This is a genomic window from Psychromonas sp., assembly GCF_983033635.1.
In genome coordinates, this window is sequence record NZ_CEZLMY010000047.1 from 1 (window position 1) to 23125 (window position 23125).

15 protein-coding genes and 2 pseudogenes are annotated in these 23125 nt (G+C 42.7%); 9 read left to right on the forward strand and 8 right to left on the reverse strand.

Going from position 1 to position 23125, the window contains the following annotated elements:
* Positions 1 to 234: 234 nt before the first annotated feature.
* Both AC4GME_RS08495 and AC4GME_RS08500 read left to right on the forward strand, forming a co-directional pair.
* The gene (locus AC4GME_RS08495; protein WP_490377532.1) at positions 235 to 1278 is read left to right on the forward strand and encodes an MBL fold metallo-hydrolase; all 1044 of its coding nucleotides are present in this window, start codon (positions 235 to 237) and stop codon (positions 1276 to 1278) included.
* A gap of 608 nt (positions 1279 to 1886) precedes the next feature.
* Complete coding sequence (locus AC4GME_RS08500; RefSeq protein WP_490379233.1) at positions 1887 to 4259, forward strand: efflux RND transporter permease subunit; 2373 nt, start codon at positions 1887 to 1889, stop codon at positions 4257 to 4259.
* Positions 4260 to 5249: 990 nt separating this feature from the next.
* Here AC4GME_RS08500 and AC4GME_RS08505 read toward each other — a convergent pair.
* The gene (locus AC4GME_RS08505; RefSeq protein WP_490377530.1) at positions 5250 to 6494 is read right to left on the reverse strand and encodes a DUF1254 domain-containing protein; all 1245 of its coding nucleotides are present in this window, start codon (positions 6492 to 6494) and stop codon (positions 5250 to 5252) included.
* A 126-nt stretch (positions 6495 to 6620) separates the two neighbouring features.
* Between AC4GME_RS08505 and AC4GME_RS08510 the strand changes: the two genes are divergently transcribed.
* Complete coding sequence (locus AC4GME_RS08510) at positions 6621 to 7499, forward strand: LysR family transcriptional regulator (protein ID WP_490377529.1); 879 nt, start codon at positions 6621 to 6623, stop codon at positions 7497 to 7499.
* Positions 7500 to 7813: 314 nt separating this feature from the next.
* On the opposite strand, the pseudogene AC4GME_RS08515 reads toward AC4GME_RS08510, so the two are convergent.
* Positions 7814 to 8191, reverse strand: a pseudogene (locus AC4GME_RS08515) (LysR family transcriptional regulator); the annotation flags it as partial.
* Positions 8192 to 8459: 268 nt separating this feature from the next.
* Between AC4GME_RS08515 and AC4GME_RS08520 the strand changes: the two are divergent.
* Positions 8460 to 10685 (forward strand): patatin-like phospholipase family protein, encoded by a 2226-nt coding sequence (locus AC4GME_RS08520; protein ID WP_490379234.1) that lies wholly within the window; start codon positions 8460 to 8462, stop codon positions 10683 to 10685.
* Between the two features lie 209 nt (positions 10686 to 10894).
* Positions 10895 to 11089: a hypothetical protein gene (locus AC4GME_RS08525; RefSeq protein WP_490378630.1), complete on the forward strand. Its 195-nt coding sequence runs from the start codon at positions 10895 to 10897 to the stop codon at positions 11087 to 11089.
* A 462-nt stretch (positions 11090 to 11551) separates the two neighbouring features.
* Here the strand turns inward: AC4GME_RS08525 and cspE are convergent, their stop codons facing one another.
* Positions 11552 to 11758, reverse strand: a complete 207-nt coding sequence (gene cspE / locus AC4GME_RS08530; RefSeq protein ID WP_033422245.1) for a transcription antiterminator/RNA stability regulator CspE — start codon at positions 11756 to 11758, stop codon at positions 11552 to 11554.
* 347 nt (positions 11759 to 12105) lie between these two features.
* On the opposite strand from cspE, the pseudogene AC4GME_RS08535 reads away from it, so the two are divergent.
* Together AC4GME_RS08535 and AC4GME_RS08540 are read left to right on the forward strand one after the other, a co-directional pair.
* Positions 12106 to 12452: pseudogene (locus tag AC4GME_RS08535) on the forward strand (transposase); the annotation flags it as partial.
* Positions 12453 to 12562: 110 nt separating this feature from the next.
* Positions 12563 to 13969, forward strand: a complete 1407-nt coding sequence (locus AC4GME_RS08540; RefSeq protein ID WP_490378324.1) for a hypothetical protein — start codon at positions 12563 to 12565, stop codon at positions 13967 to 13969.
* Positions 13970 to 14127: 158 nt separating this feature from the next.
* Here AC4GME_RS08540 and yegD read toward each other — a convergent pair whose 3' ends face one another.
* The gene (gene yegD / locus AC4GME_RS08545) at positions 14128 to 15441 is read right to left on the reverse strand and encodes a molecular chaperone (protein WP_490378323.1); all 1314 of its coding nucleotides are present in this window, start codon (positions 15439 to 15441) and stop codon (positions 14128 to 14130) included.
* A 740-nt stretch (positions 15442 to 16181) separates the two neighbouring features.
* On the opposite strand from yegD, the gene AC4GME_RS08550 reads away from it, so the two are divergent.
* Together AC4GME_RS08550 and AC4GME_RS08555 are read left to right on the forward strand one after the other, a co-directional pair.
* Complete coding sequence (locus AC4GME_RS08550; RefSeq protein ID WP_490379235.1) at positions 16182 to 17420, forward strand: ammonium transporter family protein; 1239 nt, start codon at positions 16182 to 16184, stop codon at positions 17418 to 17420.
* A 538-nt stretch (positions 17421 to 17958) separates the two neighbouring features.
* A complete protein-coding gene (locus tag AC4GME_RS08555; protein ID WP_490378577.1) occupies positions 17959 to 19368 on the forward strand; it encodes an alpha/beta fold hydrolase in 1410 nt (469 codons plus the stop codon).
* A gap of 320 nt (positions 19369 to 19688) precedes the next feature.
* Here the strand turns inward: AC4GME_RS08555 and AC4GME_RS08560 are convergent, their stop codons facing one another.
* The 4 genes from AC4GME_RS08560 to AC4GME_RS08575 form a co-directional block, all read right to left on the reverse strand.
* Complete coding sequence (locus AC4GME_RS08560) at positions 19689 to 19886, reverse strand: hypothetical protein (protein ID WP_490379236.1); 198 nt, start codon at positions 19884 to 19886, stop codon at positions 19689 to 19691.
* Between the two features lie 331 nt (positions 19887 to 20217).
* Positions 20218 to 21363, reverse strand: coding sequence for a dipeptidase (locus AC4GME_RS08565; RefSeq protein WP_490378168.1), 1146 nt, complete (start codon positions 21361 to 21363; stop codon positions 20218 to 20220).
* Positions 21364 to 21382: 19 nt separating this feature from the next.
* Positions 21383 to 22108: a class I SAM-dependent methyltransferase gene (locus AC4GME_RS08570; protein WP_490378169.1), complete on the reverse strand. Its 726-nt coding sequence runs from the start codon at positions 22106 to 22108 to the stop codon at positions 21383 to 21385.
* The gene (locus tag AC4GME_RS08575) at positions 22086 to 22907 is read right to left on the reverse strand and encodes a class I SAM-dependent methyltransferase (RefSeq protein WP_490378170.1); all 822 of its coding nucleotides are present in this window, start codon (positions 22905 to 22907) and stop codon (positions 22086 to 22088) included. Before AC4GME_RS08575 ends, AC4GME_RS08570 begins: the two co-directional genes overlap by 23 nt.
* Positions 22908 to 23125: the final 218 nt, after the last annotated feature.

Genomic DNA, 23125 nt, shown 5'->3' on the forward strand with positions numbered 1-23125 from the left:
ACTTAATAATTGGGGTCAGAGTAAAATTAAATTTTAAATTTACTCTGACCCCAATTATCTCGCTTTCGCCGCCAAAGCAATTTAGAAACCTACAAAACCATGGCCAGTTTTACTTGACCACTTCAGAAGTTATCAAAAAAATGACGAGTCAATTGTGTACAGTATGTTGCTTGCTTAAATGAAAAATGACGTTTATTCTTCCTATAGTCCCTATACTCCCAAAAGGCCTGCCACATGGACATGATTTTTCGTCAAATAAGGACAAAACAGGGCTGCCAATCTTATATGATTGGCTGTAAAGAAACCTGCGCCGCAATCATCATAGATCCCGAAATCAGCCAGATGGAGCACTATCAAGGGCTCGCCACACAAGATGGTCTGGTTCTGCATTACCTGCTTGATACCCATACTCATGCCGACCATTTTTCAGCAAGTAAGGTACTCGCCGCAAAAATGGATGTCCCACTTATCATGCACAATAATAGCCCGGCTCCGTTCGTCGATATTCGGGTCGATGATGGCGAAATGGTTATTGTGGGTCAGCTCCGATTCCGAATTTTACACACCCCGGGTCATACTGCAGACTCGATGTGCGTCATCATGGACGATAGAGTGTTTACCGGCGACACCTTACTCATTGGAGGAACGGGACGCACCGATCTCCCTACTGGCGATCCGGAACAACTTTATGACAGCTTGTTTAACGGCCTACTAAAACTGAATCCAGACCTAATAGTCTATCCAGCCCACATCTACTCTGAACGCTGCCATTCAACACTGGCAGAAGAGATCGCTAACAACCCCAGATTGCAGAAGACACATCGCGATGAGTTCGTAGAACAAATGCGTACATTAGATCTAAAAATGCCCACACACCTCACAGAGGCCCTGCGAACCAATCTTTGTGGAGGAAAAAACGTCAGCCAACTCATCGCAGAAGCTGCAAAAAAGGTCTCTTTTATGGCTCAGGATGAAGTCCTGCGCCGCATCCAATCTCTCCACCCCGATATGCTACTTATCGATGTGCGGGAAAAAGAGGCATACGACCAGGCCCATATCCCGAGTGCCATTCATATTCCACGCGGACAAATAGAACTCCGCGTAAATGATATGCTCCCCGATCCTACTAAGCGCATTCTGGTTTATTGTGAGTGCGGCAAAATTTCAACACTAGCGACAGCAACGCTTAAAGAGATGGGATTTGGACGCGCCGTCGCTCTCGATCTTGGAATTTGCAGCTGGAAAGAAAATGGTTACCCCGTTGAGAAAAGCGGTTAACCTAAAGTCGCATGCAGCTTAGGGTTTTGAACAATTAGAGGTTGAGCACAGTGGTTTAAAAAGGTTTGTCTGTCTTACCTTTTAACAATTGGGGGCAGAGTAAAATTAAATTTTAAATTAACTCTGATCCCAATTATCAAGTTAGAAGGCTAAGTCGAAAACTTACAGTGTTTTTTTGCCTTGACTAGAAAAACGAAATACTTGAGCTCCACTACAACTAATGCAGTTTAATTAGAAAAACGCTCATGCTCTACTAGACTAGTATTAAGTAGTCGGTTGCGTTCGTTTGAGTTTCGAAACAAAGCAAATTTAACGGCTCATATAACAAAAGGTGTTGAACACAGTGTGTTTTTCATCCGCTGTTTTGCCAAAATCAAAGAAATGAGAGGGCAACGGTGCATAGTGTATTGCTTACTCAAATCAAAAAGAGCGTTTATTCTTCCTATACTTACTCCGAAGTCTCCTGTTGACCAAGGGGCGTGATTTCTTATGTTAACCGGGCAGAAGGATCAAATGCATGTTGTTTTCACCGTCAGATAGTTATGATCGGCTGCTGCTTAGCAGGCCCTGGCTGTCCCTATTGGTTATCGGCCTCCGCCGATTCTCTGGTGCTGGAAAACGATCAAGCTCTTCACTATTACCGCGCGATCAAGGCCCGCTATGGTTCGGACGACTTTCTGATCGTCACCTATACGCCGAACAGGGAGCTGTTCGATGAGACGGTGCTCGCCGATCTGCAGAAATTGAGGGATGGCTTGGGGGCGCTGCAGGGGGTGGGCTCTGTGATCAGCATTCTGGATGTGCCGCTGATCGACAGCCCGCCGGTGACCCTAGACGAGTTGCGCGATTCGATCCGTACCCTGGAAAAACCGGATACCGACAGGCGCCTTGCCCGGCGTGAACTGCTCTCCAGTCCTTTGTATTCGAACCTGTTGATCAGTCCGGACGGCGGAACGACCGCTTTGCAGGTAAACATACGCCACGAGCAGACTTACTATGAATTACGCAGCCGCCGCAACCTGCTGCGTGAAATGCATATTTACGGCGAGCTCAGCGCAGAGCAGCGTGATGAACTCGCCTCGGTCAGCCAACAATTTACCGCCTACAGCACAGAGTCGCTCGAGCGGCAGAGCGACTTGATCGCCGATGTCCGGAGGATCATGGCGGAGCACCGGAATGGGGCAAGGCTGCATTTAGGCGGGGTGCCGATGATCACCGTAGACTCCATTGATTTTATCCGCCACGATCTGTTTACTTTCGGCCTTGGGGGGAGCGCCTTTCTGATTGTGTTGCTCGCCGTGACGTTCCGCAAATTACGCTGGGTTCTGCTGCCGCTGGTTACCTGCTTCTCTTCCGGAGTTGTGATGATCGGCTTTCTCGGGTTGAGCAACTGGCCGGTGACAGTAGTGTCTGCCAATTTTATTTCGCTGCTGCTGATCATCACATTATCGCTCACCATCCACCTGATTGTTCGCTATCAGGAGCTGCATGCACAACAGCCCCATGCCTCGCAGCATACCCTGGTACTGGAAACAGTGAAGAAAAAGGTGCTGCCCTGCTTTTATACCGCTGCAACAACTATGGTTGCATTTGCCTCTCTGTTAGTCAGCGATATACGCCCGGTGATCGACTTCGGCTGGATGATGACCATAGGGATGGCAGTCTCGTTTGTGATCACCTTTACCCTGTTTCCGGCTTCCCTAGTGTTGCTGAAGCGGGGGCCGCCGAGCAAACAGCACAATATTACCGGCGAGCTCACCGCTTTTCTCGCCAGACGGATCGAGTCCCATGGGAAAGTGGTTCTAGCGGCCTTTGCCGTATTATTTCTGCTTAGCAGCATTGGCATCAGCCTGTTGACGGTGGAAAATCGCTTTATCGATTACTATAAAAAGTCGACCGAGATCTACCAGGGTATGGAGCTGATCGACCGCAAGCTGGGCGGAACCACCCCGCTGGATATAGTGATCGATGCCCCTGCCGATCTTCCAGAGCAGGATGAAACGCAGCTGGGGATCGAAGAGATTGCTCTGCTGGAGGAGCTGGGTTTTGATCCCGAAGAGTTTGAGTCGGATCCGGAAGAGGACGCCAGTATTACCGCCCGCAGTTACTGGTTCAACAACGCGAAGTTGAAGGAAATCGCGGCAATCCACGATTATCTCGATGCGTTACCGGAATCCGGCAAGGTGATTTCTATCGCCACCAGTATGGAAATATTAGAAACCCTGGATCCGACTTCAGTGGCTGATGACTTCTTTCTATCCGTTCTCTACAAAAGCCTGCCGGATAAGATCAAGCAGATATTGTTTACGCCCTATTTCTCGGAGGAAGGTGACCAAATCAGGTTCAGCATGCGCGTGTTTGAATCGGATGCTTCCCTGCAGCGCAACGAGCTGTTAAAGAAAATCCGCAAACACCTGACCGGCCAGCTGGGGCTGAATAACGAACAGGTGCATCTGACCGGCATGGTGGTGCTGTACAACAACATGCTGCAGAGCCTGTTTCGCTCGCAAATCCTGACTATCGGCGTGGTCTTTCTGGCGATCTTTACGATGTTTATACTGCTATTCAGGGATCTGAAGATAGCGGCAATCACTCTGGTTCCAAATCTGGTTGCGGCCGCGATGGTGCTGGGTCTGATGGGCTGGTTCGGGATCCCACTGGATTTGATGACCATCACCATAGCCGCAATCTGCATCGGCATCGCGGTGGACGACGCCATTCACTACGTGCACCGTTTTATCGGCGAATACCGAAAACACAACGACTACTGGACCGCCGTCCGACGCTGCCACGGAAGTATCGGACGTGCCATCTATTACACCTCGATCACGGTGATACTAGGGTTTTCAATTCTTGCGCTATCCAATTTTATCCCCACAATCTATTTCGGCCTGTTGACCGGCTTTTCAATGCTGGTCGCGCTGCTGGCCAACCTGACATTGCTGCCGCTGCTTCTGGTCAGGTTCAAGCCGCTGGGTTGAGTTTAATCCGCAGGGCAAACGCACGAACAAAATGTGTAAAAAAATGCGTGAATTTTGGGTAAAATAGCAGCCAAAAAGGCACAAGAGCGATTAGAAACATGGAGAGCGAATCGCTGCGCTTGTGGCCTTTCAAAAAGCAATGGATCATGTCCTGAAGGCTATGGCGTAGAAGAATTCAACCAAAAGTGTGACAGCGCAAGAAAAAAAGGTACTACATGCGTCTGTCCTGAATAAAAAGCCCCTGTAAATAATTCTGTGTAATTGTTATTGGTTACAAGTATTCAGTTAATCGGTCTTCGAGCATAATCATAAAGCGGTTCAGCGTTTGTCTCCAGTGTCTTATTGGCATTGTACATTTCTTGGAGGCAGCCTGAATAGCTAGATAGATCACCTTTATTGCAAACGCATCTGTTGGGAGCCGCTTACGCTTCTTAAGTAACCAATTGATTTTACAGTGTTGTTACAACTAGCATTACAACAATTATCGACGCAGGAATGGAAGCTAGGATAAGCATTATTACGCTAAGAGTAACTGATTTAGAGCGTTCTTATGGTTTTTACCATAAAGGAATGGAATTACCTACAACCCGTAAGCCCGATGAGGTGATTAGCAATAGCAGAGGTTTTCCAAAGCATAGTTTTAAGTTTCAGTCTCTAAGTGGCTTTAACAACTGGGGTTAACAATTGGGGGCAGAGTAAAATTAAATTTTAAATTTACTCTGCCCCCAATTATCATTTGCAGAGCTTTAAACTTCTGTATTATTACTTATGTCGCATTATTTGCCATGCTTGTTCTGAAACTCAGTGAGCGGATTTACTGTGCTTCCACAATCGACCAAGGTGCTAAAAAATGGGTCAGAGTGAAATAACTAGATAAGTTACTTTGACCCTAATTAACTTTACCTCTCGACTTGCTGATTTTTTGCATTTTGAATGGTAACGGGCATAAATATGATAAGGCAGTCCCGTATCTGAGACTGCCTGAATTATTTACTTACAGTTGTACGCTTTCCATGATTGCATACGGTTGTTTGGTGCTGCACCGTAGTTGCGCTCTGCAAAGTAGTAAGGTCCATTAGGAACCGACATCCAGTATGTACCATCCTTCGGGTCTTCTAAGCTGAACGTGATAGTGATATTACCCTTTGCATCTGGCTTAGTGTTGTATGCGTTATAGATGTCGTTAACACCCGGCATTGTATTGCGAGTCACACCATCGTAACGGGTGATTGACCAGAACTCAGTTAGGCCACGTTCGTAAGGCATTGTGATTACTTCTGTTTGAGCACCATGGAAAGGGGAACCTGCACAGTTAGTAGAGCCTGCAAAGTGATCAGTAACAATATCGCTAGGGTCAATTGATGACTGGACTGGTAGTGCTAAGTGACCAACGATACCGACTATACGATTGAAGGCATCATTCGAACCTGCTTCTGGCGAGTCGATTGGGCCGAACATACCACCTGAACTTAGACCTGTAGAGCTTGCCGATAGACGAGCGAATTCAGCAATCATAAACTGGTGCATACGTGCCTGGTCTGCTGCTGTGTATTTGCCTACTAGCGGTGCAAGAAACTCGATGTTTTGCTGATACACATCATGAGTCTTTAATGTCCATGCTAGCGGATCAGTGAAATCAATTTGCGTCGCTTTACCGGTTAGTGTCACAGCATCTTGGATGTCATGCGCTGCTTTGTAACCTGCATCGGTTTCATATTTTAGCTGAGTACGTACAAAGATATGCGGGTGATTGCCACGATCCGTGATTACCACATCGGCCTCAGGGATCTCACCTTGGTAGTCGTCGCGTACAAAGACATAAGTGCCAGTTGGACGAACTTTATCGTAAGTCACGTAGTGCTCTTGGTCAGTTACCATGAGTGAGAAGTAATGATCATCCGCTACTTTAGGGAATGTCATTACTACCGGGCCATTGCTTAAGTCAAGTACAGCTTTGGAGTAGATGTGGTCAAGAGCAGGCGTTACCACAAGGTCTTTGCCTTCCGTTGGTAGAGAGCGAGTGTGAAGTAGGGTGTTAGTACCGCCATTCATTACAGATTGGTCTTTAAGATAGTTAGCATGATGAACAACTTTGAATACCTGAGCCTCTGCTGCCGTCGCAGTCATCTCACCCAATGTAGGGTGGGTAGAAGTTAGGGTGTCTGTTGGCTTTTGTGTTGCAGCTACTGCACTGAAAGAAGTGGCGATTAATAGAGCTAATAGTGTTTTTTTCATAGGATCACCTTCATCGTAATTAGTATTTGTTTTATGTTTGAGTTTTAGAAACTAAATATGTTTTGTTTCCATAAGTTCACTATACTAGTTGCTTAGATGAATTATCGGACTTTGTTGAGTGCCTAAATGGAAACTGAAATCGGCTTAAAAGATATTCGGGTATTAACCTGTTTATATAAAGAGAAGAGTTTAAAGCGTACCGCACGTATTCTGGGCAAAACTCCCAGTGCCATTAGTAAAACCTTAAGCAAACTCAGAGAAGCTTATGATGATCCACTTTTTGTCACTTCGTACAATGGTGGTGAAGCAACGCCTCGCCTGCTGGAGATAATTGAAGACTTATTTATGGTGCAGGGGATTTTGGAAAACAGTTTAGCTACTGATAGTCAGTTTGATCCGTTGTTATTTAAAGGGGATATTTCATTAAGCTGTTCGATGGGTTTGATTGAACGTTTTGGTGATAGATTATTTACTGAACTGTCTCGTTTAGCGCCTAATGCACAAATTCTGCTTTATACTTGGACGGGAGAAACTCAGGAGCAGTTGGCTGCTGGGCAGGTCACTGCCGCTATCCATGTATTAAGTGAAGAAAAACCACAACATATTTACCAGAAAAAGATGCTTGATGATGAGATGGTATTGGCATTAAAAGCAGACCATCCTGCACAAAATATGCAACAAGCGTTAGCTTACCCAGCAATCATTCTTAAAACCTCCGGCTGGAATGACCAACGCTATCGTTTTTTAGAAAACCTAAAAGCCAACGGTATCGATTATATTAATGGCGGGCTGGTGGATCATGTTTCACTGGGGCTTAAGCTAATAAAAAACTCTGAGAGGGTGATGTTTTTACCTAAAGTAATAGTCACACCAGATCTTAAATATTTTACTTTTAATAAATCCTGCCACATGCCACTTAAGTTTGTTTATTGTATTAAAACCGCAAATAGAAACAGCAAATTACACCAGTGGCTTTACGATGTTTGTTTGTCTGTTATTAAATAGTAAGTAGTTTACTCAGCACTATTCATAATATTATTTATAATTAGCTTAATTTCATTTTCTAACCAGCAGTAATAGGCATCATGGCGATGGCGATAATGGCTGTAGATATGGATATCTTTACTGAAATCGACCTCCAGATTATCTACACGAAAATCAACTAACCCCAGGTGCTGACCGTTATAAAGTTCAGAGGTTGGAAATACCTGTTCACTGACTGCGGCTACCTGCGCGACATTGCTGAGTATAGGAAGAATAAAATCCCTTTACCAAAAAAAAATGTTGATTTGAACAGGAGAACAGGATGTTTTATCTCATTATGCTCCGATTGCCATATCACAACCATCGGCGCTTAATTGATTATTGAGTTGATCATGTTTAAGAGGGATAAATTGCAAAGAGATATTCGGAGCCTCTTTATCGAGGCATAGTAAGGCATAGGGAAGGATTGTTTGCATGGCATAATCTGTGGTGGCAATAACAAACTGTTGTGCATAAAGTTTGGCATTAAAGCTACTGGGTGATAATAAAATTTGTAGTGTTCTGAGAGCATCATTTACTTCAATAGCGCGTAATGTTGGCTGAAGGTGCTGTCCTTGGCGAATAAAAACAGGATCATCAAGTAACTCTCTTAATCGCCCTAGTACTCGGCTCATTGCTGATTGACTTAAATTAAGCCTCGGTGCACTGCCACTGACACTACCTTCTTAAATTAATACTTTTAAAGCGACAAATAGGTTTAAATCTCGACGGTAAATTTCTTCTAACTTCATGTTGTCACTCATTAAGTAAGTATTAACGTATTATTATGGTTAACAAACATAATAACAGCTATTTATTTTTGTTTTTATGCCTAATTAGTTAGAATTTTTACTACAATAAACAATTAGTTATAAATAGAATAGTGAATTTTTCACAATCTCGATTTATAAAATCATTTCGTTTCATGAGCAGGAAGCTAGCATGCGCTATTTTTTGTATCTTTTTACGCTATTTATTCTTTTAGTAAACGTCGCACAAGCAAGGCCTAAAGTTGGTCTGGTATTGGGCGGTGGAGGGGCAAAAGGTGCGGCCCATATTGGTATATTAAAAGTATTAGAAAAAAACAATATTGCTATTGATTATATCGTTGGCACTAGTATCGGGTCTTATATCGGCGCGTTGTATGCGCTTGGTTACAATGCCGATGAGATTGAAATTATTATGCTCAATACCCAGTGGGAGAAAGGTTTTTCGGACTTTATTCCACGAGAAAATTTGCAATTTTCAGATAAAGAATTAAGAGATGATTACAATATTACCTTCCGATTAGGTTATAGCGCTTCTGAATTTAAAGTACCAGGTGGTCTTTTATTAGGTCAATCTGCTTTGCAATTGCTTAAATTATCAACGGATACTTTTGGTGAATTTTCGAGTTTTGATGAGCTCCCCATTCCGTATCGCGCTGTCGCAACAGATATTGCCACCTCTGAAGTTGTAGTATTGAGTTCGGGTAGTCTTTCTCAAGCAATAAAAGCCTCATCAACTGTCCCCGGTATCGTCGAGCCAACTAAAATTGATGGTAAATTATTAGTTGATGGTGCCATTGTCAATAATATGCCCGTTAATATTGTTAAAAAAATGGGGGCAGATATTGTTATCGCAGTGGATATTGGTTCACCTCTAGTTGCACAAGAAGATCTTAAAAGTACGGTTGATGTGCTTAATCAGTTATCCACTATATTAACTATCAATACAACCAACCAACAAAAACAACTACTTACTGAAAATGATTTGTTGATTCGTCCTGAAATCGATGAGTTAAGCACCACTAATTTTTCAATAATGTCCGACGCACTTGTCTTAGGGGAGCAAGCCGCACTGGAAAATATTGAACAAATACAAAGCATGAGTCTTAGTGATGAACAATATTCACAATATAGGCTAGAGAAAAAACAGCACAGTGAAAAATGGTTTAATAGCTTATCTCAACCTATTATTGCCATTAAATATGAAAATGATTCGAAAATTGATCCCGGTATTATTGCTCAGCATTTGAGTTTATCTATTGGTGATGTTGCCAATAAGCAACAATTAGATGAGGCGATTTCCCGCGTTTATGCATTAGATAGGTTTGACCAGGTTAATGCTGAATTTGTTGACTCAGATTTAGGGCGTACTTTAGTGGTCACTACCCGGGAAAAATCTTGGGGGCCAAATTATGTGCATATTGGTTTTAGCTGGCAAGGGGACTTCTCAAGTGATTCACAAGTGGCGCTTGATTTAGCCTATATCCTAACTGATATCACAGCCAATGGCGGACAATGGAAAAATGAGTTGTCTATTGGTTGGGAACCGATGATTGCCACTGAATTTTATCAGCCATTTGATCTTAAACAGGATTTTTTCGGCAGTGCCCGACTGATGTACAATACCGAAAAATATGCAGAAAATGAGTTTAATTTATTACAAAGCAGGCCTGAACTGGTTAATCAATATGGTCAGGCTCGTTTAGGAGCCGGTTATAATTACACGGGTAATGGCCTTTCGGAAATAGGGATACTCGGTGAAATTGGGCGGATAAAATTTGAAGCTATTGATTACGAAAACCTTGATTACACGTCACTAGCTGCTTATATTTCAATCGCTTATGATAATTTAAATAGTATCAACTTTCCTACTCAGGGTAATAAGTTATCCTTAGATCTGTATTTACGTAAAGATAAATATGACCACATTTGGGCGAATACTTCCGATGAACCCTCGCTCGAGATTAATCTAGATTGGCGTGGAGCCTTCGGAATTGGTAGACATACTTTTGTTGGCATCAGTTCTTTGGCCACTGTTTTTACTGATAATGATGTGTCTATACGTGTTTCTGAGTTGGGTGGATTTTTAAACCTTTCGGGTTATCAAAAAGACGCCCTGATTGGCGCCCATAAAGTCTTTGTCGCGGCAGTTTATCAATATGATTTAGGCTATGGAGAAATGGGCTTACCGCTGTACTTAGGTACGAGTCTTGAATCCGGTAATGTCTGGGCATTAGATGATAATATAGCCTTGGATGAGTTGGTAACATCGGGCAGTTTATATCTGGGAACCGATACCAGTTTTGGTCCCGTGGTTATTGGTTTAGGTTATTCTAAGAGTTTTGCTTCTTACTTAGAGGATGATCTACGAATTTTCTTCTCTATAGGGAAAAACTGGTAGAGTAAAATTGGTTATCGCGATAACCAATTTTACGGCGCATCGTTTTACACTAATAAAGAAGCACAACGTGGGTTCACGGCGTATCTGCAGATAAGCATGCAAAGTTTAACAAAAAGTTCGCCGCGTCGGGCCTGATTAATCAGATCTATCAGTATGAGCTGACCTTGTTGAACGGATGAAAGCTCATGATAAAATACAGGGTAAATTAGATGCGCAAATGGCTGATGGCATGGCCTTCTATCTTCTTCAAAGAGGGCAAAAAAGGCCATATTTTGCTGATCGATAGCCTTGATGTAGAGCTTGTCGAGGCAGCTGAAAAGACGGTCTTACAAAAATTCGCCGGTAAAAGTTTTGTAAAACCAAGCCCTGACACCCGTAATCAGTGGCTTGCAGAGAAACAATAAATTTTCCCGCAAGCTAGTCAACAGCGTCCAGTGATTGTTGGCTTTGGTCCCTGCTGCGCTGTTGCTAGCGCAGATGGGCTTGAAACCTGTCGTTATTGAACGCGGCCAAGATGCTAGGCAGCGCACCAAAGATACCAGGGGCCTGTGGCGAGGCATGATCTCCGAGAACAGTTTGTCCATTCTCAAAAAAAACAGCTCGCTAATTTTCCGTGAAGCGAGCCGGATAAATTAAATTTTAGCACGACATTAGAGTAAATAATCTAAGGCGCTTTGTGCCCCTTTCCGCCTTAGAAAGCTGACTAAAAATGCCCCTATTACGACGTTGAAACCTACAACTTTGTGGCTAAAATCAACTGGCCATAACACTTTGAAATTAGCAAAAAAAATGGCAAACCCGCAAAGGTTTACCATTCTATTAAATATTAATTCAGCTCTGTGTAGGAGCTAAAATATCACAGCAAATTAAATCGCTACGATATTTTCTGCGTTCGGGCCTTTTTGACCTTGGCTTACAGTGAATTCAACTTTTTGGCCTTCAGCTAGAGTTTTGAAACCTTCGCTAGCGATAGCGCTAAAGTGAGCAAATACGTCTGGACCATTTTCTTGCTCGATGAAACCAAAACCTTTAGATTCGTTGAACCACTTAACTGTACCTTGAACTTTAGACATAATATTATCCTGAAATTTTAATGTTAGATTGCCTTAGTAGGCCTGAATAGCGTAAAAACAGACTGGAACTTAAAAACTACAAAGCGAGGTATTATTAATAATCCAACGAAATGAAGAATGTAAACAAAAGGCTTTCTTTCTTGCTGAGGGCCACTTTATAGAATATAAAATGAAAGTCAATAGCTGTTTAAAAAACAAACAGCCAACTACCTGCAAACATACAGTCGTGTTTAAGTAAATTTTGCCGAATTTTTAGATATCTAGAAAATACTATAAGGCTTTTTGTACCCCTTTCCACCTTAGCGGAGCTAACTCGCTAACGCCCCCAATCGCCTTACAAAACTACAAATTTGTGGCCAAAGTCGTTGGTTATTTCCGATGTTCTGTCTTGCTTCACGGCTGTGGAGCAAGCGAAAGAGTTCCATTGCCAATAGTTACAGGTGGTGGAGCTAAGGGTGTCGAGCTTCCTTGTTTTCAATGGGTTAACATTATGATCAGTAATGTAAAAAACTCCATGCATGGTACTTATCATGCCATTAGGCAGAAACACTTACCTCGTCACCTTGAAGAGTTTTGTTTTAAGTTCAATCGGCGGTTTAACCTCGAAAACCTGCTGGAAGAGCTTATTTACGCAAGTATTCGAACAGCCCCCGTGCCTCAACGCTTACTTAAACTAGCTGAGGCTCGGTGGTAATCAAGTAACATTTTGATTTAGAACAATGTTTGGTTTTGTTTAAATGAAAATATGTTACTGGAAGTACATACTGTCATTTTGACGAATATTGCATCCATGAGGTTTACTAAATGAAGATTTTGTTTAATTACATTCTGCTTGCAGTACTAAGTATCACGTTGTCTGGTTGCGCCGTAAATGCGTCGAAATCTTCAGGACAGGAATTTAGCGTTGCAGACGCTAAGCCTAGTAATTCAACACTAGCCAAACTCGTGATGTGGCGGAACATGAGGTTTGTGAATTCAGGTGTTTACTCATCATTTTATGTTGATGATAAAAAAATAGGAGAGTTCAGAAGTGGCTTAGTCACCGTTGAACTTGAACCTGACACCTATAACTTATCATCTGTTATTCCTTCATTTCACTTAGAAACTTGGCAAAAACCGTCAACAATAACAGGGGATTCGTTTGTATGTAATGTTGTCGCCACATTTGAAGCCGGGAAATCATATAGCTTTTATTTTGATCAATCTTTATCAAACCCCGCTATGCCAAAAGGTTGCAAGCGTTTAAGTGGAGTTATCGGTGGCGTCCATGCCGATGCGTACGGGCAAGATTATTATAAATCAGATGTAAAACTAATTACTAAAGGCACTAGCCCTAATAAAAAACCAGAAGATGGATCTATAGTCAAAAATCAGTCCGCTCTCGATAAACCTAAACAGCAATTAACAGAAACACAGGTAAATACAAAGGTTCAAAAAACTGCTGAACCTCAAGTAAAAGATCAACAAATAACTGCTAAGCCAGTAACTGCAACGAAAGCCATCAAAACAACCGCACCAACAGTAGCAGTATTAGCCACTCCAGCAGCAACGGTTGTGAACAAACCGAAAACGGCTGCCAGCAGCACAACAAACCAAAAATCAAACCAGCCCTCAAAAAATAAGGTGGTATCTAATACAGATAACTCAATTACTGATGGCGGGTATCAATGGAAACAGACAAAACAAGAGTTAAATACACTCCCTGAAGTGTTAAGAGGTGGATACCAGCTCTATAACGAACTCTATTTCTATCCAGATGGTTATTTTTTAAGGTTGTTATGGCGCCTTAACCCTAATAACAATCAACAAGAAAATGGCTCAATAAAATCTGGCGCTTGGAAAAAGAGCGGAGATAAACTCTATACGCAAGAATATATATGGTTCAGAGGAATGCGTATTGCTTATCGCGAAGTTGAATATTTAATCGAGCCAAATCAACTAAAACGTCTATCGGATACCGTTTACCATATACGCGATAGTAGCTATAACAAAAAGGGGGATGTTGAAAAGTATCCTGTGGGCAAGAACATTTGGAAAGCAACAAAAGGTGATGGCCCCGGATTATTTTATAAATATCTCCACGGTGAGTTTAGCGAATATCGCGGTAGCTCTGTGAAAAAACGATTGAGTATCGATTACGCAAAAGAACAGGCAACAACACCTATGAAGTGGAAGAGTAATCAGTCAATCCAACCTTGGGAAGAGAGATAAAACATAGTCGTATGTTTAGAAAAGAGTTTGCTAGCCACCGCTTATGATTACATGCACAATATTTGGCATTTACTCATCCTGTAACAGGCAAAAAAGTTTAAATCCACGCGCCACTTGCTCTTGGTCCAAGCGGCTACTGGAAAATTAGGGTTATAAGTTTAAGAAAATAGACGTTTAGCTTTTAATAACGCTCCCAAAACTACTGAGCTAAAGGCATCGGCAACAGTGATTTTCACCTCCGGATAACGAGCTTTAAGAGCTTGTTGCACCAGTGGTGATAACCCCATGCCGCCAGTTAAATAGATAATTTCTGGTTGCTGCTTTGCCTCATCAACTGCGCAGTCAATCATTACAAACATCTTTTCTAACCAGTTTGTCATGGTCTCAGCAACCTGATCACGTTTGATTGCCACACCTAATGATTTTTCTATAAAAGTTAACGGCAGATCTGTTTGTTGTTGGTCACTTAAATTGATCTTTGCAAGTTCAATGGCATGCATCAATTGATGAGTAAGCCTTTGCTTTTGTACATGCAGTAAACGCATAAGTGGTAATGGATCTTCACTTTCAAAGATATATTCAGTGATAGATTTAGCACGAGCTGGGGAATAAAAATCACTCATTTCTGGCATATTGTCGATTGCATAAACGCCAAAGTACAACATATTTGGAATTGCACGGCCATCTGCTGTGCGACCTCCTCGACCAAACAGAGGTGAAACGATGCCACGTGCTAAATCTTTGTCACTCACAATGCCACCTTGGCGGATTCCCTTCGTGGAATAAATATCAGCATCCCGCTCAAGTTTATTCGCTTTCTCTTCACTTAATAAACAAAAAGTAACATCAGAGGTACCACCTCCTAAATCAACTACCATCGCTTTAGTTGGTTTTTTAATTTGTTGTTCAAAGTGATAAGCTGCAGCAAGGGGCTCATGAATAAATTCAACCTGTGCAAAACCCGCTTTGGTTGCTGCGCGTAACATTAGAGCTTCAGCTTGTTGGTTTCCTAACTCTCCCATGGTGGAGTGGTAGTTAACCGGGCGTGCAATCACTGCTTTGTTAATGGAGGTATTTAACTGTTTTTCAGCACACTGCTTAAGATAAGATAGAAAGCGAATGACCAATGTTTCAAAGTTATCTAATAAACGTTTTGGAATTTTAGCGCCAAGAAAATTCTTTGGGCTATTAACATATCGCCCTTCATCTGGCGTTAATAAAAAGGCGTTAAAACCTTGTTCACCAAACAAGATCTCACCAGAATTTAACATCTCATTTAAGGTTTGTTCATTAGCTTTTGCATTATTACTCACTGAGCCCGATTCATTATGCGTCAAATAGATTGCAGAGCGGATTTTAAACGGGTTCTCACTATTCTGATCTACAACAATCAGTGTTGGTTTGTTATTAAGCCAAGCTGCGACGGCACAATTACTTGTACCAAAATCAATACCAATAAAATCAGCAGTCATTATGTTTCCAGACAAAAGAAAAGGCAGGATCATACCTTATATTCTTTTAATCATTAAATTAAAGGAAATATAATACCTCGAGCAACTAAAAATTAATCTTGAACATGACAAAAAAGCAAGGGCTATAAATCAATATTGACTGTTAAAGTTGATAATAGAGAAGAAAAAACTAAGGCGCTTTGTGCCCCGAAGCGACTTAGAAATCTACAAATATGTGTGCTACTCGAATCAGGTCTTTAATCTTGAGCCTGTGGCTTTTATCTATTTTCAGAAAATTCAAAATTAAAGACCAGGCCCCAATGTTCTACCAACGGGTTGACTCGCCACAGTTTCCTGTCACTTGCCCCCCCTCCTGCACAATCCGTACGTGCGCTACTAACCGATACTGAGCCTATATCTTCCTGTCAACGCTTAACCATTGCCATTACTGACAATCGCCCATAATTCGGGGCTCTGGCAACTTGCTAGGTCTTACCAGAGAAAGGACTTTCACCTTCAATCTTCTGCCGATTTATCTCGGCGCACCGGGTGCTTATTAGTGGCCCGCCATTTACAAACACCCCAAAATGATGCACGCAGCCCCATCTGCCACCCTAATTAAGTACGAAATAACCGATAAAAAGTAACAGCCCCCTCTTTCGCACAATTATGGGGCTCTCAACCGTACCATAGTTGTGCAAGATCAATTTTAAAGTTGTGATGATCCGTAAAATCATTTTTTTTTGAGGAAGGATCCTTCAATGTACTTTTTAAAATATATATTTACACCCATTATTGCCATTGTCGCAATGACGGGGATCTCTTACGCAGGTGAAAATTTCACAAGCAACGACTTAGCTTCAGTTATAGAAGTTCAGAAATATTACCGCGCGATCCATATTATGGCGATGCTGCTAGTGGGCTTCGGTTTTTTGATGGTATTTGTGAAAAAGTATGGTCGTTCTGCAATTACGGCCACCTTTTTGCTGGTAAGCATCTCAATACCGCTCTACTTTCTTAAAGATAGCTTGGGGATTTGGGGGGAGGCCGATTCGGTAATCGACCGTTTGATCCTTGCTGAATTTGCAGCCGCCAGTTTACTTATCTGTGCAGGCGCCGTATTGGGTAGAGTTAAAATGTCGCAATACCTATTATTAGGTGCACTTTTTATCCCATGTTACGCATTCAATGAATGGATATTACTCGATGGAGGCCTTAACTTAATCGCAAAAGGTAGCATGGTCGATACAGGCGGCTCCATTGTTATCCATGCGTTTGGTGCCCTGTTTGGTATCGGTGTGGCTTATGCGATGACGACGCTGAAAGAGTATAATACACCGATTGAAGCAGATGCCACCAGCGATCGTTTTTCTTTGCTCGGCAGTATGGTGTTATGGGTATTCTGGCCATCGTTTTGCGCTGCACTTGTCGCTCCAGCCGACATTCCCATGACCATTGTCAATGTTATTATTGCTCTGTGCGGCTCTACACTAGCCACTTACTTTGCCTCGGTGAAATTGAGAGGAAAAATATCCCCAGCCGATATCGCTAATGCAGCTTTAGCCGGAGGGGTTGCCATTGGAGCCACTTGTGACAAAGTACCTGCACACTATGCTTTTGCTATTGGTATTTTGGCTGGCGCTCTATCCACCTTTGGTTTTGCGGTTATTCAAGATAAGTTCCAAGGAGCCATCAAGAAAATTGACACCTGTGGCGTACTTCACCTGCACGGATTACCGGGTCTGTTTGGCGGATTGGTTGCCATAGTTACAGTGGGTGGTATCAATGCCAGCACTCAAATCATGGGGATCTTAATTACTTGCATTATCGCCATTGTATCTGGTCTTGCTGTCGGTGCGGTTATAGCGCAAACAGGCAGAAGAACTGAACCTTATACAGATGCAGAAGAGTTTGAATTAGATGACGAACCGATGTCTAAGGCTGAGCAACCTGCGGCTGTAATCTGTAAAGAGTGTGAGCAACCTGTAGCTGGGAGTTAATCTTTTTTTGACTTAAGGAACACATTCCCTCTAAAAAGGAGGAGATGTGTTCCTTCCCTAATCAGTTGAAGGCAGGACATCCATACCTTTTGTTTTTTAGCAAAAACCACGAAAACTGTATCGAGTCAGAGTGCAGCAATTTGTTAGACTTCTTCATAAAACACGAACCTATGTTTATTATTCTTAGGAAATATCTTAAGGCGCAATGTGCCCCTTTCCGCCTTAGAAAACTAATTCACAAACGCCCCCAAAACGAATTAGAAATGAATATTTATTTGAAAGGCAAAAGGTAAGACACGATCCGAATGGCACTGCATCAAGCTTTTCCACCTTTTAATAGCCCGATTAGCCGCTGCCCATGCAAGCCTAATGGATGAGTGATATATTGCCTTCAAGCAACTCAATCAATTCTTTTTGTGATCAGTTACTTGAATAACTATCTAGTCGGTAACGAGTGCTAGGTGTTCTTGGGGTTGTACCTTACTGTGAATTATTATGTTTTTATGTTGCTACGAGTTGCTTTGTTAAGGGTGAAAGGATGCTAAGAAGATTACCAATATGCATGTTGTTATTGCTGATATCAGCTTGTTCTAGTCAACAACAAGAGCAGCAAATACAAGCAGCCGCTGAACCTGAGCAAGTTGAATTGCTGCTTGCTGAGCATTGGCAATTATCCTATTTTGATGAGCCAGTATTTAATAGCAAAGTTGCCGTGTTAGAAGCAGGTAACAAGCATAACCCGCCTGTCATTTTGATTCATGGGCTTGGCCAATTAGGTATGAAAGATTGGTTTAGTGTTATTCCTACTCTTGAAAAAAACTACCATGTGATAGCCATCGACCTACCAGGTTTTGGCCTTTCCGCTGCTGCAAAGGGACGCTTTCTGCCGACTAATTATGCCCGTGTCATTGCTACAATTAGCAAGCAATATAGCAATGAAAAGGCGATTATCATTGGTCACTCCATGGGCGGCGCGGTCGCTTTACGTTATACCGAACTGTATGCAGAGTTAGTTAAACAGCTGATTTTGGTGGATGCAGCCGGACTATTAGAAAAGTCAGCATTTATTAAACACATTGCAGCCTTTGAGTTTGGTGATGATTTACCTGCGTTTGTGCAACAGCAAATTGAAGGGTTAAATGAATTTAACTCATCAATGGTAGAAGCCGGTACCAAAAGCACTTCGATAACTAACTTTTTACAAGATAATGACTATGCATGGGATTGGTTAGTGTCCGACTCAAGCAATATGAATGCCGCGTTAAGTTTAGTTGAAGAAGACTTTAGTCAAGCGGTTAATCAGGTTGCTGTACCGGTTAATATTATTTGGGGTGATAAAGATAACGTCGCACCACTTCGCACAGGTAAAGTGCTTAATAAGCAAATGAGCAATGCACGTTTACAGGTGATTAAAGGGGCTGGGCATGTGCCGATGAAAAGCCATCATGCTGAGTTTATGAGTACCTTAGAAACCGCACTCAACGAGCCTATCACAGATAAAAACAGTCTACCAAGTACCGGGCAAAGCCAAGGTATTTTAACCTGTCGGGGGCAAAGTGATAAAACCTATTCCGGCCATTATGATGAAATTGTAGTGAAAGGCTGTGACAATATTCGATTGATAAACATCAGTACAGATCGTTTGTTAATTAAAGGCTCTGTAGTGGATATTGAAAATCTAAGTTTTGCCAATAAAGACAATCGGTTAGAGTTTGATGAATCGGTTGTCACCATCACCAATGCTGATATATCTGGGCATAACACAATGTTAATCAATGGCAGCCGTTTGGATATGGCGGGCGTTTCTATTAAGGCGACAGGGGATGCGGTGATGATAGGCAATGGGTCACGAATCTCAGTGTCCCTCAGTGATATTAACAGCCCTAAATATAAAGGTGTGGTGCATGGGGTTTTTTATCTTAGAAATCAGCCTTTGATAGAACAATAACATTGATTTTATGTCACTCCGGTAGTGTTTATAGTCGGAATCTTGGTTGGTAGTCTTTGCTAGGAGATTCCCGATAAATGACCTCGGGAATGACGATCGTATTATGTCACTGCAGGGATGACGGTATATGCTTGAATATAGGAAGAATAAAAGCCCTTTGCCCAAAAAATGTTGATTTGAACAGGATGTTTTATCTCATCATGCTCCGATTGCGACAAAACCTTATTAGAATTTGTTATTCTCCTTCGTAAATATCCCTGTTTTATGTCTGTTTCTACCCGATTGGCAGGGGCAGTCCAGCGTTGATTCTGCCGATCGTTTCATGCAAAGGCATTTCGTTTATTAGCCATCAAACAAGCTGAGTTGTGGCGGAGCCCTATTTTCAGGTAAAACTCCGGTGCTACTACTGACTTTTTTTCATTAAGGTGAAAGAGGATCTTCTCGATAACAACTGCATCTTCAATACTGGCAATTACCTTGACTGCGCCACCGTACTTCAGGGGCCTGTGGCGAGACATGATCTCCGAGAACAGTTTGACCATTATCAAAAAAACCGCTCTTTAATTCCCGAAAGCAAGCCAGATAAATCAAATTAAAGCACGACATTAGAGTAAATAATCTATCTCGCTTTGTGCCCCTTTGCGCCTTAGAAAGCTATAAATTAGTATCCAAATATATTTAGCCACTTCAGTCTATTCTGGTCTAATTGAACTGGACACTTTAATTTTGGCAAGTTTGTTGGTTTGAGGAGGGAGGCATCGGTGGACAGGCTGTTTCCTATGTGCCAGGTTAGCACTTACCAGTTCAAGCTTGTCATGCTAGGAATAAAATAAAAAGGCGATATGCAGATTATTCAGGCAGGTTTGATTTTAGGACCCTAAGAACATTTCCGCCCAACACTTTGCTAACATCATCATGCGATAACCCTTGAGCAAGCATCGCCTCGGTAAGCAAGGGAACACCGCTTGTATCAAATGGCGTTGTTACATTACCATCAAAATCGGAACCAAGCCCCACGTGATCAATCCCTGCTACCTCAATGGTATAGAGGATGGCCTTAACAATTCCTTTTACACTGGGATCGCAGACTGCGCTTTTCCAGTAACCGATGCCAATAACGCCATTGTTCTTGGCAATGGAACGAATTTGCTGATCGGTGAGATTACGATTCCCTGGGCAAGTACCCTGTATCCCCCCGTGAGACACAACAACCGGTTTTGTTGCCAGTTTGAGTGTTTCTCTAAAGGCTGCAGGGGATGCATGAGCCAAATCTATGGTAATACCAAGAGACTCCATCTGTGGTACCAGAGTTTGGCCCAGTTCTGTCAGGCCCCCTTTATTCACCCCATGAGCGGAGCCGGCAACATGAGAGTCAAAAAAATGCGTTAACCCCATCATTCTGTATCCGGCCAGATAAAACTCTTCCAGGGCATCGCTACCACCCTGCAATGCGTGCATACCTTCCAGTGAAAGCAGGCCTTTAACTGCTTCTGCAGTCAGATCTTGCTGCGTCAGCACCAACGTCAGTTCTGATTGTTTTGCCAGAGCCTTAAGTTCCGCTGCTTGGGCTAAAGCTCGCTGCTTCGGACTAAACCAAGTAACTGGGGATCGCCATGAGCTGACAAACAGAAGAGGCAATATATCCGACTCATTACTGGTAGAGTTATAGTTGCGAACTCTGGGAACATGGGTAACAACCCCAAATATCTGCAGATCTATACCGCCCTCAGTCAGGCGAGGTATATCAATATGTCCAAATCTGTTTCTTATCCTAAGGTCTCTTCCCCATAGAAGCGGATCGGCATGCAGGTCGGCAACGAAAGCTTGGCGGTGGAAGTCCCAGGTTTCAGCAGACACAGAATAGGGGATCCTATTCAGGACAGCGTTGTTTTTGCTGTCTACACCCTTTAAAATAACAAAGCGAAGCACACAAAGTGCAATGACAACAATTGTTATCAAGCAGATGAAGCCAATACATAAGAGACGACGGTTCATACACATGTGCTCCTAGTCTTCAGTCACGATGTGGACATTTGCGCAGGTTGCGCGCCACGATAAGACGCCAATGCGAACCAGACCTTACACTATCCACTGATTCAAAATATCTTTTAGCCAAATAGATTGTATGAGATTCCAGGTCTGGGCTGACATTGTCTATATAACCCAGCTTTCTGAGTACCCACTGATAGAACTGCCCCGTGAATTTTGCCCAAGGCCTCCGCCCCTGATGAATTGTTCCGGCATAGGAGGGGGGGAAATATCCTATGATAAGTACTCCATGCTTTGTTAGTGTTTTAACCAGCTCATCCATTGCCTTTTGTGTGTCGGTAAAGTGGCGCCAAGCCCCCAAAGAGACGACGGCATGACAGCAAGCTTTTCTGATTGGAAGGTTTGCGACATCTGCATTTAATACGACAATATCAGGATAACGCTGATGCAACAGAACCAGAGACTTCTGCGAGAAATCTATACCTACTACGTTGAATCCCCTAGTAGACAGTATGTTACTGAGTAACCCTGTACCACAGCCAAGATCAAGGATTTGCGTGGTGGATTCTTGTCCGGCAAACTCGCGCACCAGCAGTTGGGCAATTTTTACAGCGTGCTGCTTGTGCTCCACGAATATATCATCATAGCTATCTGATATGTGGTCATAGAACTGCTGATTCGAGTGGCTTCTAAAAGCCGCTGTCAGCAACTTCGCCCAGAGTTCAATTTTATGGATGAGTTTTGCGGACATAGTAGATCCGAACTGGAAACAGTGAGACACGGCTAACCTTAGTGTATGCCATTGCTATATTATCTAGTCCCTCCAAGTACTGTCCTAGGGCGATAGGACGACAGTGCGGAGCATATCCGGCACAGAAAAATCGCCAGATAGGGTTCCAACGGCCTTTGTGGTAGCCAATACAGTAAAGTTCATTCATCAGGCGATAAAAGTATTGACTCAATCGAGGTAGATCCTCAAGTTCGGTTGTCATCGTGACCAGTATGGCGTAACCATCAGGCAGAAGTACCCGTTCCATCTCTCTGAGGGCTTGTCTAAGTTCCTTCTCAGGCAGTAGATCAAAAAGATAACTTGAGACGTACAGGTCGAAGGAGTTGTCGTTCCAGGGGAGTTTCCGACAATCTGCCCGCTCAAAATGAATTCGTGGTGTTAGTTGGGAGTGCTTTGATAGGTAACCTTTGCAATTGTCCAACATCTGTTGAGATAAATCGACAGCGAAGATCTCTTGCTCTGAGTTAGTGGCTTTTTCCAGCCTACTGAGCAGATAGCCAGTTCCTGCGCCAACATCGATTATTTTTTGTGAACGTTTTAGCATGGTGCCGTGCAGTGCCGAACGATTCGAGACGCGTTCATAAAACCCCATGATCCAGTCATAGAACGGATAAGGATTGGGGAAAATCCGCAATAATTTTAGTTTCTTACCTATGGTCTGAAACTCCTGTGAAATGGATTCAGAAGAGCCAAACCAAACAGGCACCTGGCGAAGCCCAAAGCTGTGCTTGAGTTGAGAAAGGTACGCAGAGTATTTCATCAGTATTTACCCTCCTGCACAAAAAAGGTTGAACAAACAGTTAATTTGACCACGGATTTGTATTCAGTCCAATACGCTTTATCGGCTTGATTCAGACAGAGTATCTATCTAAATATAGCCTATACAAATATAGTTTTTATGGTTATTGGGTAATTTAATAGTCCCAGAAAATAATTAGGAAAGATAGGCATTAAGTGATTAAGTAAAACGGGTCATTT

Bases quoted from the DNA above. Each gene is read 5' to 3' on its own strand.
- AC4GME_RS08525 (WP_490378630.1), top strand. From the start codon at position 10,895: ATGCGCAAATGGCTGATGGCATGGCCTTCTATCTTCTTCAAAGAGGGC.
- AC4GME_RS08520 (WP_490379234.1), top strand. From the start codon at position 8,460: ATGCGCTATTTTTTGTATCTTTTTACGCTATTTATTCTTTTAGTAAAC.
- yegD (WP_490378323.1), bottom strand. From the start codon at position 15,441: ATGACTGCTGATTTTATTGGTATTGATTTTGGTACAAGTAATTGTGCC.
- AC4GME_RS08510 (WP_490377529.1), top strand. From the start codon at position 6,621: ATGGAAACTGAAATCGGCTTAAAAGATATTCGGGTATTAACCTGTTTA.
- AC4GME_RS08560 (WP_490379236.1), bottom strand. From the start codon at position 19,886: ATGTCTCGCCACAGGCCCCTGAAGTACGGTGGCGCAGTCAAGGTAATT.
- AC4GME_RS08550 (WP_490379235.1), top strand. From the start codon at position 16,182: ATGTACTTTTTAAAATATATATTTACACCCATTATTGCCATTGTCGCA.
- AC4GME_RS08495 (WP_490377532.1), top strand. From the start codon at position 235: ATGGACATGATTTTTCGTCAAATAAGGACAAAACAGGGCTGCCAATCT.
- AC4GME_RS08540 (WP_490378324.1), top strand. From the start codon at position 12,563: ATGAAGATTTTGTTTAATTACATTCTGCTTGCAGTACTAAGTATCACG.
- AC4GME_RS08505 (WP_490377530.1), bottom strand. From the start codon at position 6,494: ATGAAAAAAACACTATTAGCTCTATTAATCGCCACTTCTTTCAGTGCA.
- AC4GME_RS08555 (WP_490378577.1), top strand. From the start codon at position 17,959: ATGCTAAGAAGATTACCAATATGCATGTTGTTATTGCTGATATCAGCT.
- AC4GME_RS08570 (WP_490378169.1), bottom strand. From the start codon at position 22,108: ATGTCCGCAAAACTCATCCATAAAATTGAACTCTGGGCGAAGTTGCTG.
- AC4GME_RS08575 (WP_490378170.1), bottom strand. From the start codon at position 22,907: ATGAAATACTCTGCGTACCTTTCTCAACTCAAGCACAGCTTTGGGCTT.
- AC4GME_RS08565 (WP_490378168.1), bottom strand. From the start codon at position 21,363: ATGAACCGTCGTCTCTTATGTATTGGCTTCATCTGCTTGATAACAATT.
- cspE (WP_033422245.1), bottom strand. From the start codon at position 11,758: ATGTCTAAAGTTCAAGGTACAGTTAAGTGGTTCAACGAATCTAAAGGT.